The following is a 16,160-nucleotide window of genomic DNA, read 5'->3' as shown; positions in this document are numbered from 1 at the left end:
TTAAATATTATTAGGAGAAATTTATAAAATGAGTATTATTTCAATCATTTTAGTTCTTATCTTCGCGTTCTTAGCTGGACTTGAAGGTATCTTGGACCAATGGCAATTTCACCAACCAATTATTGCCTGCTCATTGATCGGTATCGCTACTGGTCACATGGCTGCAGGGATTATCTTGGGTGGTTCATTGCAAATGATCGCCCTCGGTTGGGCTAACGTTGGTGCCGCTGTCGCACCTGATGCTGCACTCGCTTCTGTTGCTTCTGCTATCTTGATGGTTCAAGGTGGTAACTTCGACTTGACACACATCACTGGTGTTATCGTACCTGCTGCTATCTTGTTGGCAACTGCTGGTCTCGTACTTACTACTTTGGTTCGTTTCCTCTCAGTTGGTATCGTTCACTTAGCGGATGCTGCTGCTGAAAAAGGTTCTTACTCAGGTGTCGCTGGTTGGCACATGTTCGCACTCCTTCTTCAAGGTTTGCGTATTGCTATCCCTGCTGCAATCATCCTTGCTATCCCTGCTGAAACAGTAACTGCTGCCTTGAACTCAATTCCTGATTGGGTATCTAAAGGGCTTGCTGTAGGTGGTGGTATGGTTGTTGTTGTTGGTTACGCAATGGTTATCAACCTCATGGCAACTAAAGAGCTATGGCCATTCTTCTTCCTCGGATTTGTACTCGCACCACTTTCTTCAATCACTTTGATCGGTATGGGTATCCTTGGTGTTGTTATCGCTCTTATCTACCTCAATCTTTCTAATAACGCTGGTAACGGTGGAACTGCTGCTTCAAGCGGTGACCCAATCGGCGATATTCTCAATGATTACTAATTAGGAAGGAGATTTTATAAAAATGGAAAATACAAATAAAAAGTTTAGCCTTTCTAAAAACACTCGTTTAAGCGTTATGTTCCGTTCAATGTTCCTTCAAGGTTCTTGGAACTACGAACGTATGCAAAACCTTGGGTTCCTCTACTCAATCATCCCAGCATTGAAGCAGTTCTACAAACCAGGTTCTGAAGAAGCTAAAGAAGCTTTGAAACGCCACATGGAGTTCTTCAATACTCACCCATATGTAGCTGCACCTATCGTCGGTGTTACATTGGCCCTTGAAGAAGAAATCGCTAATGGTGTCGAAATCGACGAAGCAGCTATCCAAGGTGTGAAAGTCGGTATGATGGGACCTCTTGCTGGTATCGGTGACCCTGTCTTCTGGTTCACAGTACGTCCTATCGTTGGTGCCATCGCTGCATCACTTGCAACTGGTGGTTCTATCATTGCTCCAATCTTCTTCTTCGTTGTTTGGAATGCAATCCGTATCGCTTTCTTATGGTATACACAAGAGTTTGGTTACAAACAAGGGACTGCAATCACTAGCGACCTCGGTGGTGGTATGCTTCAACAAATTACTAAAGGTGCATCTATCCTTGGTATGTTCATCCTTGGTGTCTTGATTCAACGTTGGGTTAACATCAGCTTCACTGGTCCTAACGCAATGCTTCCTTCTAAACCTTTAGCAGACGGTGCATACGTTGGTGAATGGCTGGATAAAGCAGGTAATGTTGTGGTCCAAGGTGCTCAAACTGGTACAACACCTGACGGTGTTGCGAAGTTTGATTGGTTAGACCAAGCAGGTAACATCGTAGGTAACGGTGTTGCAGGTCAAGACGGTTTCGCACATTATGTCACTGTAGATCAACTTAACGCGATTGATGGTTCTACATTAAGCCATATCTTAGGTCAAGTATCATCTGGCCTTGGCTTGAGCCCAGAACAAACACAATCTCTCCAAGACGTGTTTAATTCATTAATTCCTGGATTTATCGCATTACTCTTGACTTTCCTTGTTCTTTGGATCTTACGCAAATGGAAAAACAAAAATGCTCCATTGTTCATCATCATGGGTATGTTCGTTCTTGGTATCATCCTTCACGTTGCAGGTCTTGCTTAATAAGATTGTAAAACAAGAACAAAATCGTCGTGTCTTAGCGGCGATTTTTTAATAAGATTATTTTTGTTATAATAAAGATATTAACTATCGTTAGGAGCACTAAAAATTGGCACAATCACTTAATACTAAGGTAGACTTTACCACATCAGCTATCGCTTACTTAGGTTTTGCTGAATACGGTAAAATTATGATTGGAGATAGAGCTTTTGAGTTCTTCAATGATGCAAATGTTGAAAAAAACATGCAATTCCCTTGGGCCTCTATTAAACGTGTAGAAGGCGATGTTTCCGTTTCACGAAAAGGAAAAGTTAAAATTGGACGTCAGTTTATCATCGTCTTCCGCAATGAACAACGTGTGCGCTTTGCCACAAAAGATTCTGGCACTGTCCTTAAATATATTCGTCAATATATCGGAAATGAAAAAGTAGTTCGTCAGAAAGGATTTTTCGATAGATTCTTCAGCCTTTTTCGCCGCAAAAAGAAATAAAAGTTCCTGCTTTAAGAGAAGCATGACATAATCTTTCTTAAACGCAAGACATCATAAGAAAGGTTGGAACAAAAGTCTCGAAAATAAAAACGTTTAATCACACGCTTAGCAAATTAAGCGTGTTTTATTTTTGCTTTTACCTAAAAATCAATATTTTTAGCCCCAACCCTTTCCAACAGAATCAGCTCCTCCATTACACAATGTGTTTATGAATCTCTTTCTTCTTTTTCTCTCCTCTCCCGTCTAAAAATATTAAAATACAGTTTATCTAAAACTTTGTCACGATAGTCTTTTCTCCCAATAAAACGTGTCACTTTACTAAAGATATAACAAGAAAGTAGAGTAACTGCAAAATTAGGAAAGGCCAAGTAAGTTACCAAAGAGAGCCCCATAACGACAACATCAATACCGAAAAGTACACGATCAATGGTAAATTCCCAGCGGTCTTCCATGATACGACTCAGAAGTATCGAACCTCCAAAAGTTCCTTCAGATACAACGACCAGTCCTGCTCCTATGCCTGACAAAATGCCATCCGATATTCCTGCAAAGATAATTTGACTGAACTGGAAGCCATCAATTCCCATGGCTTCATAAATCAGCATCCATAAACTCATAGCCGCCGCTCCTGGGATACTAAGAAGCAATTCCCGCCGACTTAGAAGTTTCCAGCCAAAGAGAAACAAGGGGATATTAACAACAAAAAAAGTCAAGGCAGGGTTTATTCCAAAAACAAAGTCGACAAATACCGAAAAACCGGCAATACCATTGCTGGCTAAATAGTTAGGTATTACAAAAAGCCTCACCGATAAAATATAAAACCCTACTCCAATAATAAGAACAATTAAATCCTTGATAAACTGTTTATCTATCTTCACACCAATGATTGACATAAATTCCCCCTTTGTTCTATAATAACATTTGCCTTTTGAAAGAACTAATGATTTCTGAATGAAATTTTCACTTCCAATGAAATTTTATCCATTTTCTATGAAGTTTCTATGTAATATGTTTGAATTACAGACAAAAAGAGTAAAACATGGTAAGATAGAAGTAATGGAAACTTATGATTTTAGAAGAAATTCAAAATCTCTAAAAAGCTTTTAAAATAAGGTTTTAGAATAAGACGGAAAGAGAGGGATTCTCAATCATATACCTAGACAATGCCGCAACAACGCCCCTACTCCCTGAAGTTGTTGAAGCTATGACCGACGTTCTCGTAAACAACTTTGGCAACCCTTCCAGTACACATCGTTTTGGGCGTCAAGCAAGTCAAATTGTGCGTCAAGCACGTGAAACGGTAGCACAAGCACTACATGTCCCCCCTGGCACAATCACATTCACTTCTGGTGGAAGCGAATCAAATTCGACTGCCCTGATTGGTTACGCCTTAGCTAACCGCCAAAAAGGGAAACATATCATTACTACAGCGATAGAACATCCTTCTGTACTTAATGCACTTAACTACTTAAAAAGCCGTTATGGCTTTGATGTTACCTTTGTTCGCCCGCAACATGACGGTTCTTTTCCTGCTCATTTGATTAAAAATCTACTTCGTGAAGATACACTTCTTGTATCCATGATGATGGCCAACAATGAAACCGGTCAGCTGCTTCCCATTAGGGAAGTCGGGCAACTTTTAGAAAATCATCAAGCAGCCTTTCATGTTGATGCGGTGCAGGCCATAGGAAAAATCCCTGTATATCCTGAAGAGTTGAAAATAGATTTTCTCTCCGCTAGTGGTCACAAATTTCATGGTCCCAAGGGTGTTGGCTTTCTCTATCACCGCCCTAAACTACAGTTTGACAGTATCATTCATGGTGGTGAGCAGGAAGAAAAACGTCGTGCAGGTACAGAAAATCTTCATTCTCTCATAGGCATGGCCAAGGCTTTACAACTGGCTACCGAGAACATGAACAACAACTATTTACATGTCGAAAAACTCAAATCTCTTCTACTTCAAGATCTCTCAGATGTAGATTGTTATACCCATGAGTTCGGTCCCTCCATGCCTCATGTTGTCAATCTTGGCTTTCCAGGACGAAACCATGATTTGCTTTTGACAAAGCTTGATTTATCAGGAGTAGCCATTTCAACTGGTTCAGCATGTACTGCAGGAACAGTAGAACCCTCACATGTTCTTGAAGCGGTGTATGGAAGTCAATCCCCTCAACTTAAGGAAAATATCCGTGTTTCCTTTTCAGAACTCACTACCGAAGATGAAGTTCACGCTTTTGTTAAACTATTAAAAGAAAGGGCATTATAATTATGGCTTTTATTACTGAAAAACATCTTGAAGACTGCAAATACAGCTACAAGTTGTCACATAACGTTAAAAAATTCACACTCAAAGATACAACCTTCGTTCAAAACAATGTTGGAAATTTTGAATTCAAACGGATACTTGAGGAAGTTCCAAATTCAGGACAAGGTTTCCTCTTAAAAATCATCATCAATCCTGATTTAACTGGATTTAAAATGTCAGTCACTGATAAATCAGGCTTACGCAATGTTAATATTTTTAAAAATGCTAGTAAAATCATTCAAGACAAATTTTACTTCCAAATGGATGTTTTCGTTGATCGTGACATTTTTATAAAGACTGAAGTATAAAAACGCTTGAGTTCTGAGAGCAGCTGAAAAACCCGAGAAAAAGAATTTCTCGGGTTTTGTCAACCTGCAGTGCTCATCACTAAAATAGAGTTACAGTAAAATAGGTAGAAAGTTGTCTTTGGGCAGCTTTTTACTTATTTGAGCACTACAATATTTAGTGGTGTCGCCCCTCAGGAAGAATAGTGCAGTTCCTGAATTTCTATGGTTTTTTCTACAAAAAATGATAGTAGATTTTCATCTAGCGCCATAGATAATACAGAAGCATTAAAAAAACTCACCCAAAGGCGAGATTTTTTAAGAAATAATATTATTTCTATAAATTATTCTTTGATTTCAGCTACGATACCTGAACCAACAGTACGTCCACCTTCACGGATAGAGAAAGTAGTTCCTTTTTCGATGGCAACTGGGTGGATAAGTTCAACGTCGATATGAACGTTATCACCAGGCATTACCATTTCAGTACCTTCTGGAAGTTTAACTGAACCAGTAACGTCAGTTGTGTGGAAGTAGAATTGAGGACGGTAGTTATCGAAGAATGGAGTGTGACGTCCGCCTTCTTCTTTGCTCAATACGTAAACTTCACCTTCAAATTTAGTGTGTGGAGTGATTGAACCTGGTTTAGCAATAACTTGACCACGTTCGATTTCGTCACGTTGAACACCACGAAGAAGTACACCAACGTTATCTCCAGCAAGACCTTCTTCAAGTGTTTTACGGAACATTTCGATACCAGTAACGACAGCTTTCTTAGTATCTTCTTTGATACCAACAATTTCAATTTCGTCGTTGACTTTAACAGTACCACGTTCGATACGACCTGAAGCAACTGTACCACGACCAGTGATTGAGAATACGTCTTCGACTGGAAGCAACAATGGTTTGTCAGTATCACGTTCTGGAGTTGGGATGTACTCATCAACAACATCCATAAGTTCTTCAACTTTAGCAACCCATTGAGGTTCACCGTTCAAAGCACCGAGAGCTGAACCAGCAATTACTGGAGTATCGTCACCTGGGAAGTCATATTCTGACAAGAGGTCACGTACTTCCATCTCAACAAGTTCCATAAGTTCTTCATCATCAACAAGGTCAGCTTTGTTAAGAAATACGATAAGGTATTTAACACCAACTTGACGTGAAAGCAAGATGTGCTCACGTGTTTGTGGCATAGGTCCATCAGTTGCAGCAACAACAAGGATAGCACCGTCCATTTGAGCAGCACCAGTGATCATGTTTTTAACGTAGTCCGCGTGACCTGGGGCATCGATGTGAGCATAGTGACGTTTGTCAGTAGAGTACTCGATGTGAGCTGTGTTGATTGTGATACCACGTTCGCGTTCTTCTGGCGCAGCATCGATTGATGCGAAGTCAGTTTGAGCAGCCAAACCTTTATCTGCCAATACTTTAGAAATAGCAGCTGACAATGTAGTTTTACCATGGTCAACGTGTCCGATAGTACCAATATTTACGTGCGGTTTGCTACGATCGTAAACTTCTTTAGCCATTTTAAAATGTCTCCTTTGAGAAAAAATATATTTTTTATAGGCAGTTATGCTATTACACAAACTACCGTTCCTTAACATTATACTGGATTTTCCTTGTAATTGCAAACTTTATTGCAATTTATCTGGCTTTTTTTAGCTTTTCATAGTAAAATATATAGAAAATAGTAAGGAGAAATATCAATATGGGATTAACTTTCAGAAAACGTGATGATTTCGGTAAATTGATGGAGGATTTAGGAGTATCTACTGAAGACTTGAAGACAAATAAAACTTCTGTAACCTCTGATAAACAAGAAGATCCATTTGCAAAGTTTTTAAAGCCTAAAGATACCTCAAAAGAAACAAAAGTGAATACTGGCAAATAGTGTGACATTTTACTTATTTATTGCTAGAATAGTATAGAATAAAGAAATAATATTTATATAGAGGAAACTATGGCTTACAAAAAGAAACAAAAATCCACTTTTCAAAAAGTAACAATGGTTGTTGTCGTTGCAATGCTTGTACTTATTATCTTTAGCTCTTTAGCTATGGCACTGTCTGCGTTTTAAAAGCTACTTGAAGCAGTTTTTTATGAAACAAAAAGGCTTGGTCTATAAAAAACCAAGCTTTTATTTTATTCAAATCCAACAGTCAATACTTCTGGAAACTCATTTTTCACAATTTGAGCACAGTTTGAGCAAAGGGATTGAAGATGCTCATTTTCGTCCTTGCCTACTGTTTCATCTGTTCGGCGACAACGCTCGCACACTTTTCCTGCCGCTTTCTCTACAAGGATAGCAACATCATCAAATTTGAGGGCTGCTTCTGGCGCTTCTTCATTTGATACTGAGAAATCAGAAACAATAAGCAGTTGTGCGATATTTTCATCAAGACTTACAAGAAGACTTGAAACAACTTCGTTAGGATAGATTGTAACCTTAGCTTCAAGTGACTTACCAATCAGTTTTGCTTCACGTGCCTCCTCAAGTGCTTTGAGAACTTTCGCACGGAAGCCAAGGAATGATTCCCACTCTCCCAGAAGTTCTTCTGAATCAGTAAACTCTTTAGCCTCAGGCATTTCTGCGAGATATGCAAAGTCTTCTTTTTCAGCTTCAAGATACGACCAGATTTCTTCTGCCGTATGTGGAAGGATTGGAACCAAGAGTTTTGTTAAGTCCGCAAGCATTGTATACATAACGGTTTGCATTGAACGGCGATCTGCAGCATCTGCTGCTTCAATGTAAACAACATCTTTGGCAAAATCAAGGTAGAAAGCTGACAAATCATTGGTTAAGAAGTTAATGACTTGTTTGTAGACACTCATAAAGTCATAAGAATCATACGCTGCACGAATTGATTTCACCAATTCATTGAACTTCACAAGCATATATTTATCAACACTGCGCAAGTTTTCATAAGAAAGACCATTTGTATTCTTGTCAAAGTCATAGGTATTTGCAATCAAAAAGCGCATGGTATTACGAATTTTTCGATAAACCTCAGAAACTTGATTAAGAATCTCCATAGAAACACGCACGTCTGCTTCTGTATCAACAGATGCTACCCATAGGCGAAGGATGTCCGCACCAAGTTTTTTGGTAACATCTGAAGGCAAGATGGTGTTGCCGAGAGATTTGGACATTTTACGTCCCTTTCCATCAAGTACAAAGCCCTGTGAAAGTACGGACTTGTATGGAGACACGCCATTGACAGCAACAGAGGTCGTGATTGAGGAATTAAACCAGCCACGATACTGGTCCGAACCTTCAAGATACAAATCTGCTGGATAAGACAGATAATCACGCGCATTGAGCACTCCATTCCATGATGAACCAGAGTCAAACCAGACATCCATGATATCCTTTTCTTTTGTAAATTTACCATTTGGTGAGCCAGGATGTGTGAAGCCCTCTGGTAGGAGTTCTTTTGCCTCACGTTCAAACCAAATTTTTGAGCCATGTTCAGCAAAAAGATGAGCCACATGTTCCGTAGTTTCTGGTGTAATGATAGCTTCTCCATTTTCTGCATAAAAGATAGGAAGCGGTACCCCCCATGCACGTTGACGAGAAATAACCCAATCTCCACGATCACGTACCATATTGTACAGACGTGTTTTTCCCCAAGGAATAATCCATTTTACTTGTTCAATCTCACTGAGAATATTTTCACGGAAATCTTCAATGGAAGCAAACCACTGTGGTGTGGCGCGGAAAATAACTGGTTTTTTTGTCCGCCAGTCATGGGGATAACTGTGGGTAAAGAAGTCAAGTTTAAGTAAAGCGTCTTTTTCTTCTAGCCATTTGCACACAAGTTTATTTCCATCGTCATAGAAAACTCCTTCCAAACCTGGAGCTTCATCAGTATAATAACCACGGTTGTCTATAGGTGAAAGTACGTCAAGTTTGTATTTGCGGCTGTAGAAATAGTCATCTTCACCATGACCTGGTGCAGTATGGACGAGTCCTGTACCAGAGGTAAGAGTGACATAATCCCCATTCATCACCAATGATTCACGATCATAAAATGGGTGCTGTGCAGTCATTCTATCCATTTCTGAACCTTGGATTGTTTGGAGAACTCTTGGGTTTTCCCATTCCAATGTTTCTGAGACCTGCTTAAGCATTTCTGAAGCAACAACAAACTTTCGTGTCCCAACTTCAACTACTGAATATTCATAGTCAGGATGGACAAAAATGCCCAGATTTGCAGGAAGTGTCCAAGGTGTTGTAGTCCAGATAACAAACTCTGCATCTTCTGGTAGCAATTCTTTAACATTCTTAGCCTTGAAAGCAACGAAGATAGAAGGCGAGCGTACATCTTGATACTCAATTTCTGCTTCAGCTAATGAACTTTCGGATGAAGGAGACCAGTAGATTGGTTTTTGTCCTTTATAAATATAGCCCTTTTCAGCCATTTTACCAAAGACACGAATTTGAGCAGCCTCATATTCTGGTGAAAGTGTCAGATATGGATTTTCCCACTCTGCCAAAACACCCAAAGACTTAAAATCTTCCCTCTGCATATCTACTTGTTTAAGAGCATATTTGCGACATTCTTCAAGATAATCCAGCACATCCATCTCTTTACGATTCACGCCAGCTTTTGAAAGTTGTTGCTCAATTGGCAGGCCGTGTGTATCCCAACCAGGGACATAAGGTGCCCGGAAACCAGACATTGACTTATAGCGCACAATAATATCTTTTGAGATTTTATTCAAGGCATGCCCAACATGGATATTACCATTTGCATAAGGAGGACCGTCATGGAGCATAAAGGAGGGCTTTCCTTCATTAAGTTCCTGACGTGCTTCATAAAGTTTGGCCTCTGCCCACCCCTTTTGCCAGCCTGACTCCTTATTCGGCAATCCTGCACGCATCGGGAAAGCAGTTTTTCCTAAGTTCAATGTGTCTTTGATTTTCATATTTTACACCTTTCTTTTAATAATTTTACTTACAGCTAAACGGAGAGACTCACACTGTAGTGTGAATCATTTTTATTTCCATGCCATTTACTTTAGGATGAAAATAAAAAACGGTCCTTCGAAAAAGGACGAAAGACCGTGGTACCACCTTAATTTTTTTCACTCTAAACTCGTGAAAACTCATTATGTACGTAACGTGTACAGCGTCTAAACTTACTTTGTTGGGTCTAGAATAATTTAGGTGATAAGCCGAAAAACAGGGAATATGAGCCTCTCATCAACGCTCACTTGCTGTAAATATGTTTTTCTTTTCTTGTCCTAAATTTTTTATTTAATTTCAGATGACTCTACTTTAGGAGCATCTGTCTGTAATTCGGGAAAAACTGGATAAGGTTTTGTCTCACCGATTGTGTCCAGTACCTCCCCCACTGGAGGCATAGAAAGGGGGCCTGTTTCACGAACTGGGGCTACAATTTCTTCGACAGCTTGTGTGGCTTCAGCTTCCTCCACTTTAGGCATTTCAAGGGATTCGCTTCCTCCAGGTCTCTCTTCATCTGCAATTTCTTGGCGAACTGTATTTCCCTGCAATGAAGTATTGCTCAAGTGTGTATCCACAATTTCTTGAAGTTTTTCTTCTGGATTTGTAACATGGGAAGAGGTAGTTTCCAAAGTATCTTGCCAGTCTTCCGAATGAATACTTGCTAACTGCGCCTCAATAATGGAGGTCATCCGTTGATGATAAAGGCGCATTTTCCGTTTTAAATCATCTGTATCGCGTACCAAGCGACGGGCATCGTCTGATGCTTGGTTAAGAATTGTTCCCGCTTCTTTCTTAGCTGACTCGATGATGAGCTGACCTTTTTGGCTTGCTTCAGCAATAATACTATTTGCCTCACTTTGAGCTTGAACCCGCAAATTATCCGCCGCATCCTGTGCAACGACAATTGACTTATTCAAGGAATCCTTCATGTCATCAAAGTATTTTACGCGTTCCCGCAAAGCCTTGAGTTCCCGATCTTGCTCTTTGATTTTTTGTGCAAATTCATCATAATCGCGTACGATGATATCCAAAAATTCTTCAATTTCCTGTTTGTTATAACCACGCATTTGTGTGTTAAATGTTTTATTTTGAACATCTAAACTATTTAATGCCATAAGTACCTCCAACCTCTTAAGAGACTCTATTTTTTCTTATGATTCTTAGTAATTTCACATTCGACTTTCTGCTTGCCCTTTTTCGTTTCGCCTAAAAATCTCAAGATTTTAATGCGTCCAAGGCCGCGGACACTGACCAAATCACCTTGTCCAACGGGAAAATCTTTTTTTTCAATTTCAAGGTAATTTAACTTTACCTTTCTTGATTGTAACATATTTACGGCAAGATTGCGAGAAATTTCGAAAGTGCTTGCAATGATTTTATCAATACGTAAACTTGAAACTAAGACATTTTTTATAATCGAAGAAGATTCTGTTTGAATTAGCTCTGCAAATGGCTTTTCAACAAACTGAACCGGAACTAATCCTATTTTAGTAATATTCTTCTGAAAAATTTCAAGAAGATGTCTGGAAACAAAGATTTGGGCGCGCGCCTCACTTAGGATAATATCTCCCAGCTCTGACCGACGTACACCTGTTTGTCTTAAAAAACTTCCCAAAATTTGTGAATGCTTCAGCTGATGGAACTTATTTGCGTAAGAAATTTCTAATAAGGCCAAATCAAAATCCTCCAGATTTAAATTGTAAAATTCTGGAGCTAAAATTATTTTTGTAAGTTCTGTTTTCGCAATTTCTTGAGTAGAAAAAATCTGAAGTTCCCGCTTATTTACTAAAGATTCAAGGATTTTGACCTCTCTTGGATTTAGGAAATAAGTTGTAACTACAGAATAATTGTTTTCCACACGATCAATCCAGTCTAAGACACGATCAATAAATTGTTTTTCATCAGGATGAAAATGCTGATAAATACTTTCTTGACTCATAATAAACGCAAAAGTATTTGTTGAATGACCTGTAAGGCAATTACACCAAGTACAATGGTGAAATCTAATCCTGCAAAACGTAAGGGAATCCCTTCAAACAGGCTTAAGTAAGGTCTTGAAATTTTGATGATAAAGCGTCCTATAGCTGTATCATAAAGGCTTGGTACCCAACTCATTAAGGCATAGGCTACCAAAACCCATGTATAGAGACCAATTAGTCGAATTAAAATATATATAATCATAGTTTATCAAATATCGAAGTTTTCAAAGTTTTGGCCTGCCAAGATACTAAGCTCTCGGGAAGCATCAACTGTGATATTCGCCGGTGTTAATAAGAAAATCTGTCCACCAACATTTTGAATATCACCATCAAGTGTGAAAACTACTCCAGTCAAAAAGTCAATTGAACGTCGTGCCTGATTGTCTGGCATAAATTTGAAGTTGACCAAAACAGACTCTCCATTTTTGACGATACGCGCTGCTTCCATAATATCAGAATAGGCACGTGGCTCTTTGATTGCAATAACTTGTCCTGCACTTGTTGTGGCTTGATTCATCATGGGTTTTTGAACTTTTTTCTCTGTTGTTTTATTGTTATTTGTCGCTGAAGAAAAAGATGCAGGACGCTTAGAAAGTGGTTTAGCTTGATTTCTTTCCTGTGATTGAACCGGACGATTCATTCCTGTCATTTTCTTTTCTGTATTTACTGCCGAAGACTTTTGCGGTTGCGCTTGCGGTTTTTGAGCTGCTACTACAGGCTCATCATACTCATCATCGTCCTCTTCGAAAAATTTCTTTAATTTATCAAATTGGTCTTTTAAGGCCATACTTCCCTCCGTTATCAACGCTTAGATTTCACACAAGTTTCACTCAAAAAATGCTGTACCGATTCGGACAAAGGTTGCTCCCTGCTGAATGGCTCTTGTATAATCACGACTCATCCCCATACTCAACTCCGTACATGGAATATTAGGAATCCCCTTAGCCGCAATTTCAGTTTGCAATTGCCTCATCGAAGCGAAAATGTTATCCAACTGTTCATCATCAGCATTAATCGGCGCCATAGTCATTAAACCAACAATTTCTACATTCTTTAACTGTGAAATTTCTGCTAAAACATCATCTATTTCTTTGGGCGAAAAGCCATGTTTAGTTGTTTCTCCAGAAATATTGACCTCTAAGAAACATTTTATAACATGTTCCGCACGCTTTTCAATTTCTTTAGCAAGTTTGATAGAATCTAAAGCATGAAAATAATCTACTCTATTAATAACATCTTTCACTTTACGGCGCTGTAAGTTACCGATAAAATGCCATGTAATATCTTTATCTTCTAAGGCCTTATATTTCTCAAGAAATAAATCTGTACGATTTTCTGCTAAATGATGAATCCCTGCCTCAACAACTTGAGCCGCTTTTACAACATCAACATACTTGGTAACAGCAATCACTTGGACTTCTTGATTTGAATAAGCAGATGTAGCCTTTGCCACATCTACCCTATTCAAAATATCTTTAACATTTTCTGCTATACTCATTTATTTACGGAAAAATGGTGGTGTATCAATATCTTCATCTGCGGATGGGATACCTGAGAAACTTGTTACACTTGACGCGCTTTCACGGTTTTGGTTTCCGTTTTGACGTGGTGATACATCACGTCGAAGGTCCCAGTCGCCAAAGGCTGAACCAGAACTTTGAGCCGGCGCTTGTTGTCCATGTGTAAACTGTGAAGTCTGAGAGTGGCGTGGCGCTGAGCTTGCGGCTTGATTCATCGAATTGTGCTGGAAGCTAGGCTGACGGCGTGGTTCTTCTGTCACTGGAGCTGACGATGAACCTAGATACTCATCAGAAGCATCTCGTGAAACCCCAGTTGCCACAACAGTGACACGAATTTCATCGCTGAGTGAATCATCAATAGATGTTCCCAATAAAATATTGACATCATTGCCGGCTGCTTGAATAACAATTTCAGAAGCATCTTGTGCTTCGATAAGACTCATATCCATACCACCTGTAACGTTCAGGAGAACGTTTTCAGCACCTTCAATTGTTGTTTCAAGTAGAGGGGAGTAAATAGCTTTACGCGTTGCCTCAATGACACGATCTTCACCTGTTGCAACACCGATACCCATAAGGGCATCTCCCTTGTTCGCCATAACCGTTTTCACATCGGCAAAGTCAAGGTTAATCATTCCTGGATTTGTGATTAGGTCTGTTACCCCTTGCACACCCTGACGTAAAACATTGTCTGCTTCACGTAAAGCTTCTGTCAATGGTGTTTTCTTATCAACAATTTCCAACAAATTGTTGTTTGAAATGATGAGTAGCGTATCCACATTTGTGCGAAGGTCTTCAATACCTTCAGTTGCAAAATAGCTACGCTTTGAGCCTTCAAAGCCAAACGGACGTGTAACAACTGCTACTGTCAAGGCTCCAATTTCTTTAGCAATCTGAGCTATTACTGGTGCAGCTCCTGTACCAGTACCTCCACCCATACCAGCTGTAATGAAGACCATATCAGCACCTTCAAAGGCTTGTGCGATTGTCTCTGCTGACTCCTCAGCTGCACGACGTCCAACCTCAGGTTGTGCACCTGCGCCAAGTCCGCGCGTCAATTTAGGCCCGAGCTGGATTACTGTATCAGCTTTTGAACTACGCAAGGCTTGTACATCTGTATTGGCCACGATAAAGTCAACGCCAGAAACGCCTTCTTCAATCATACGGTTAACTGCGTTTCCGCCACCGCCCCCAACACCGATAACTTTAATTACAGCGCCTTGAGCAATTTCTGTATCAAATGAAAATTCCATGTTTTATTTCTCCGTTATTAAGTCATTTTAGTCAAAAAGGTTTGAGAACATGTTGCGCATACGGTCTACAACACCTTCTTTTTCTTCCTCAGGTTCTGCTGCTTGCGTAGCTGGACGAGTTGGAACTTCTGTTTGGTAGAAGTTATTCGCTTCTTCATAGTTCATCGAATCTGCTGGTTGAAGAACATTTTCTTCATATTGAGCAGCAGGTGCAACGTATGTACCGTCAGAAGTAATGGCTTGTAACACAAGTCGATCAATATCTGTACGTTCACCAACATAGTTCACAACACTAATCACTTGAGCAAACGCTGGATTACGCAAACCCATTTCGCTTGGAACGAACAGACGTGCATTCATACCAATAACTTTTGTCGCCAAGTTGACAGTTCCAGGCATGGCTGCAGCGCCACCAAGTAGCACAACTCCACCAGGATAATCCAAGGAACGCGTATTTTCCAAATCTGATTTAACACGGCTGAAAATTTGTGTCAAACGTGCTTCAATAATTTGTGAAAGATAGTATTCTGTGATTTCTTCTGGATCGGTTTGGCCGACCACATCAACTGGGAAATATTCTTCCTGACTGGCCCGTTCTGTACTGGCCTCCCCGTAGTTAAGTTTTAAGTCTTCTGCCTCACTCAAGGAAGTGTTCAAGACAGTCGAGATATCACGTGTTACGTAGTCGCCGCCTTCCGGACTTGTATGTGCAAACTTCAGCTGTTGATCACGAACTGCTGAAACTGTGGTTTGTCCAGCACCAAGATCAATCATAACCGTGCCAAACTCACGTTCTCCTTCTGAGAGAACATAATGGGCCATAGCAAGTGGTGCAATAACAAGGTTATCTACAATCAACCCTGCACGCTCAACAACTTTACGAATATTATGCACTAATGTTTTTGGGCCTGTGTAAATGATACCACGCATGCCCAGACGTACACCAAACATTCCACGAGGATCAGAAATCCCTGTAAAATCATCAACTGTAAACTCTGTTGTTTCCACCGAAATGATTTCACGTTCTGGAACGACACCACGCATCAATGCATTTTGCACGGTTTGCATAACGTCATCCTCTGTAATTTCTTTTGAATTTCCGATAATAGGAACCATGCCTTGGCAGTTTTCCATTTCGAGTTGATTTGCAGGAATGCTGACATTAATCCTATCAATCGTAATTCCCGCACGTTCTTCTGCAGCGTTGACAGCTTTACGTAACGCTGTCGCGACCTTTTCAATATCTACAATGATTCCATTTTTCAGACCGTCAGATTTCGCATTTCCGACACCAATTATATTCATTTCATCTGAGACGTATTCTGCAACCAACACTTTTATAGTATTTGTACCAATGTCAACGCCTGTATAAAGTCCACTTTTTAGCATAAAAGCGACCCCTTTC

At 39.8% G+C, this 16,160-nt stretch carries 17 protein-coding genes; 7 read left to right on the top strand and 10 right to left on the bottom strand.

Going from position 1 to position 16,160, the window contains the following annotated elements:
* Positions 1-28 precede the first annotated feature (28 nt).
* The 3 genes from NFR51_RS04245 (at position 29) to NFR51_RS04235 (ending at position 2,439) form a co-directional block, all read left to right on the top strand.
* Positions 29-832, top strand: coding sequence for a mannose/fructose/sorbose family PTS transporter subunit IIC (locus tag NFR51_RS04245; RefSeq protein ID WP_251712495.1), 804 nt, complete (start codon positions 29-31; stop codon positions 830-832).
* A 22-nt stretch (positions 833-854) separates the two neighbouring features.
* Positions 855-1,952, top strand: coding sequence for a PTS system mannose/fructose/sorbose family transporter subunit IID (locus NFR51_RS04240; RefSeq protein WP_251712494.1), 1,098 nt, complete (start codon positions 855-857; stop codon positions 1,950-1,952).
* A gap of 106 nt (positions 1,953-2,058) precedes the next feature.
* Positions 2,059-2,439 carry a DUF956 family protein gene (locus NFR51_RS04235; protein ID WP_251712493.1) on the top strand — a complete coding sequence of 127 codons (381 nt, stop codon included), beginning with the start codon at positions 2,059-2,061 and terminating at the stop codon, positions 2,437-2,439.
* Between the two features lie 206 nt (positions 2,440-2,645).
* Here NFR51_RS04235 and NFR51_RS04230 read toward each other — a convergent pair whose 3' ends face one another.
* Entirely contained in the window at positions 2,646-3,332 is a 687-nt protein-coding gene (locus NFR51_RS04230) for a YitT family protein (protein WP_251712492.1), read from the bottom strand.
* A gap of 254 nt (positions 3,333-3,586) precedes the next feature.
* Between NFR51_RS04230 and NFR51_RS04225 the strand changes: the two genes are divergently transcribed.
* Both NFR51_RS04225 and NFR51_RS04220 read left to right on the top strand, forming a co-directional pair.
* A complete protein-coding gene (locus tag NFR51_RS04225; protein ID WP_277613150.1) occupies positions 3,587-4,705 on the top strand; it encodes a cysteine desulfurase family protein in 1,119 nt (372 codons plus the stop codon).
* A 2-nt stretch (positions 4,706-4,707) separates the two neighbouring features.
* Complete coding sequence (locus NFR51_RS04220; protein WP_251712490.1) at positions 4,708-5,052, top strand: DUF1831 domain-containing protein; 345 nt, start codon at positions 4,708-4,710, stop codon at positions 5,050-5,052.
* Between the two features lie 320 nt (positions 5,053-5,372).
* On the opposite strand, the gene tuf is transcribed toward NFR51_RS04220, so the two are convergent.
* Positions 5,373-6,560 (bottom strand): elongation factor Tu, encoded by a 1,188-nt coding sequence (gene tuf / locus NFR51_RS04215; RefSeq protein WP_202231300.1) that lies wholly within the window; start codon positions 6,558-6,560, stop codon positions 5,373-5,375.
* 182 nt (positions 6,561-6,742) lie between these two features.
* Here tuf and NFR51_RS04210 point away from each other — a divergent pair, with 182 nt between their 5' ends.
* Entirely contained in the window at positions 6,743-6,925 is a 183-nt protein-coding gene (locus NFR51_RS04210; protein WP_251712489.1) for an SPJ_0845 family protein, read from the top strand.
* 69 nt (positions 6,926-6,994) lie between these two features.
* Complete coding sequence (locus NFR51_RS04205; protein ID WP_202231298.1) at positions 6,995-7,111, top strand: DUF4044 domain-containing protein; 117 nt, start codon at positions 6,995-6,997, stop codon at positions 7,109-7,111.
* Positions 7,112-7,176: 65 nt separating this feature from the next.
* Here NFR51_RS04205 and ileS read toward each other — a convergent pair whose 3' ends face one another.
* The 8 genes from ileS to ftsA all read right to left on the bottom strand — a co-directional run bounded on the left by ileS (position 7,177) and on the right by ftsA (position 16,144).
* Positions 7,177-9,963: an isoleucine--tRNA ligase gene (ileS, locus tag NFR51_RS04200; RefSeq protein WP_251712488.1), complete on the bottom strand. Its 2,787-nt coding sequence runs from the start codon at positions 9,961-9,963 to the stop codon at positions 7,177-7,179.
* Positions 9,964-10,290: 327 nt separating this feature from the next.
* On the bottom strand, positions 10,291-11,118 hold the full coding sequence (locus NFR51_RS04195; protein ID WP_251712487.1) for a DivIVA domain-containing protein: 828 nt from the start codon (positions 11,116-11,118) through the stop codon (positions 10,291-10,293).
* Positions 11,119-11,144: 26 nt separating this feature from the next.
* A complete protein-coding gene (locus NFR51_RS04190; protein ID WP_251712486.1) occupies positions 11,145-11,942 on the bottom strand; it encodes a YlmH family RNA-binding protein in 798 nt (265 codons plus the stop codon).
* Positions 11,939-12,184, bottom strand: a complete 246-nt coding sequence (locus NFR51_RS04185; protein ID WP_202231294.1) for a YggT family protein — start codon at positions 12,182-12,184, stop codon at positions 11,939-11,941. The genes NFR51_RS04190 and NFR51_RS04185 overlap by 4 nt, the downstream gene beginning before the upstream one ends.
* 6 nt (positions 12,185-12,190) lie before the next feature.
* A complete protein-coding gene (locus NFR51_RS04180; protein ID WP_251712485.1) occupies positions 12,191-12,769 on the bottom strand; it encodes a cell division protein SepF in 579 nt (192 codons plus the stop codon).
* A gap of 39 nt (positions 12,770-12,808) precedes the next feature.
* Positions 12,809-13,480, bottom strand: a complete 672-nt coding sequence (locus NFR51_RS04175; RefSeq protein ID WP_251712484.1) for a YggS family pyridoxal phosphate-dependent enzyme — start codon at positions 13,478-13,480, stop codon at positions 12,809-12,811.
* Positions 13,481-14,755, bottom strand: coding sequence for a cell division protein FtsZ (gene ftsZ / locus NFR51_RS04170; protein WP_251712483.1), 1,275 nt, complete (start codon positions 14,753-14,755; stop codon positions 13,481-13,483).
* 27 nt (positions 14,756-14,782) lie between these two features.
* Positions 14,783-16,144, bottom strand: a complete 1,362-nt coding sequence (ftsA, locus tag NFR51_RS04165; RefSeq protein WP_251712482.1) for a cell division protein FtsA — start codon at positions 16,142-16,144, stop codon at positions 14,783-14,785.
* Between the last annotated feature and the right edge of the window lie 16 nt (positions 16,145-16,160).

The sequence above is a fragment of the Lactococcus ileimucosae genome (genome assembly GCF_943193185.1).
Lineage (GTDB): Bacteria > Bacillota > Bacilli > Lactobacillales > Streptococcaceae > Lactococcus > Lactococcus ileimucosae.
Note: the sequence above shows the minus strand (reverse complement) of the source record. Positions and strands in the feature narration are given on the sequence as shown.

Coding starts and splice junctions, on each gene's coding strand:
- NFR51_RS04245 (WP_251712495.1), top strand. CDS start 29: ATGAGTATTATTTCAATCATTTTAGTTCTTATCTTCGCGTTCTTAGCT.
- NFR51_RS04240 (WP_251712494.1), top strand. CDS start 855: ATGGAAAATACAAATAAAAAGTTTAGCCTTTCTAAAAACACTCGTTTA.
- NFR51_RS04230 (WP_251712492.1), bottom strand. CDS start 3,332: ATGTCAATCATTGGTGTGAAGATAGATAAACAGTTTATCAAGGATTTA.
- NFR51_RS04220 (WP_251712490.1), top strand. CDS start 4,708: ATGGCTTTTATTACTGAAAAACATCTTGAAGACTGCAAATACAGCTAC.
- tuf (WP_202231300.1), bottom strand. CDS start 6,560: ATGGCTAAAGAAGTTTACGATCGTAGCAAACCGCACGTAAATATTGGT.
- NFR51_RS04210 (WP_251712489.1), top strand. CDS start 6,743: ATGGGATTAACTTTCAGAAAACGTGATGATTTCGGTAAATTGATGGAG.
- NFR51_RS04205 (WP_202231298.1), top strand. CDS start 6,995: ATGGCTTACAAAAAGAAACAAAAATCCACTTTTCAAAAAGTAACAATG.
- ileS (WP_251712488.1), bottom strand. CDS start 9,963: ATGAAAATCAAAGACACATTGAACTTAGGAAAAACTGCTTTCCCGATG.
- NFR51_RS04195 (WP_251712487.1), bottom strand. CDS start 11,118: ATGGCATTAAATAGTTTAGATGTTCAAAATAAAACATTTAACACACAA.
- NFR51_RS04190 (WP_251712486.1), bottom strand. CDS start 11,942: ATGAGTCAAGAAAGTATTTATCAGCATTTTCATCCTGATGAAAAACAA.
- NFR51_RS04185 (WP_202231294.1), bottom strand. CDS start 12,184: ATGATTATATATATTTTAATTCGACTAATTGGTCTCTATACATGGGTT.
- NFR51_RS04180 (WP_251712485.1), bottom strand. CDS start 12,769: ATGGCCTTAAAAGACCAATTTGATAAATTAAAGAAATTTTTCGAAGAG.
- NFR51_RS04175 (WP_251712484.1), bottom strand. CDS start 13,480: ATGAGTATAGCAGAAAATGTTAAAGATATTTTGAATAGGGTAGATGTG.
- ftsZ (WP_251712483.1), bottom strand. CDS start 14,755: ATGGAATTTTCATTTGATACAGAAATTGCTCAAGGCGCTGTAATTAAA.
- ftsA (WP_251712482.1), bottom strand. CDS start 16,144: ATGCTAAAAAGTGGACTTTATACAGGCGTTGACATTGGTACAAATACT.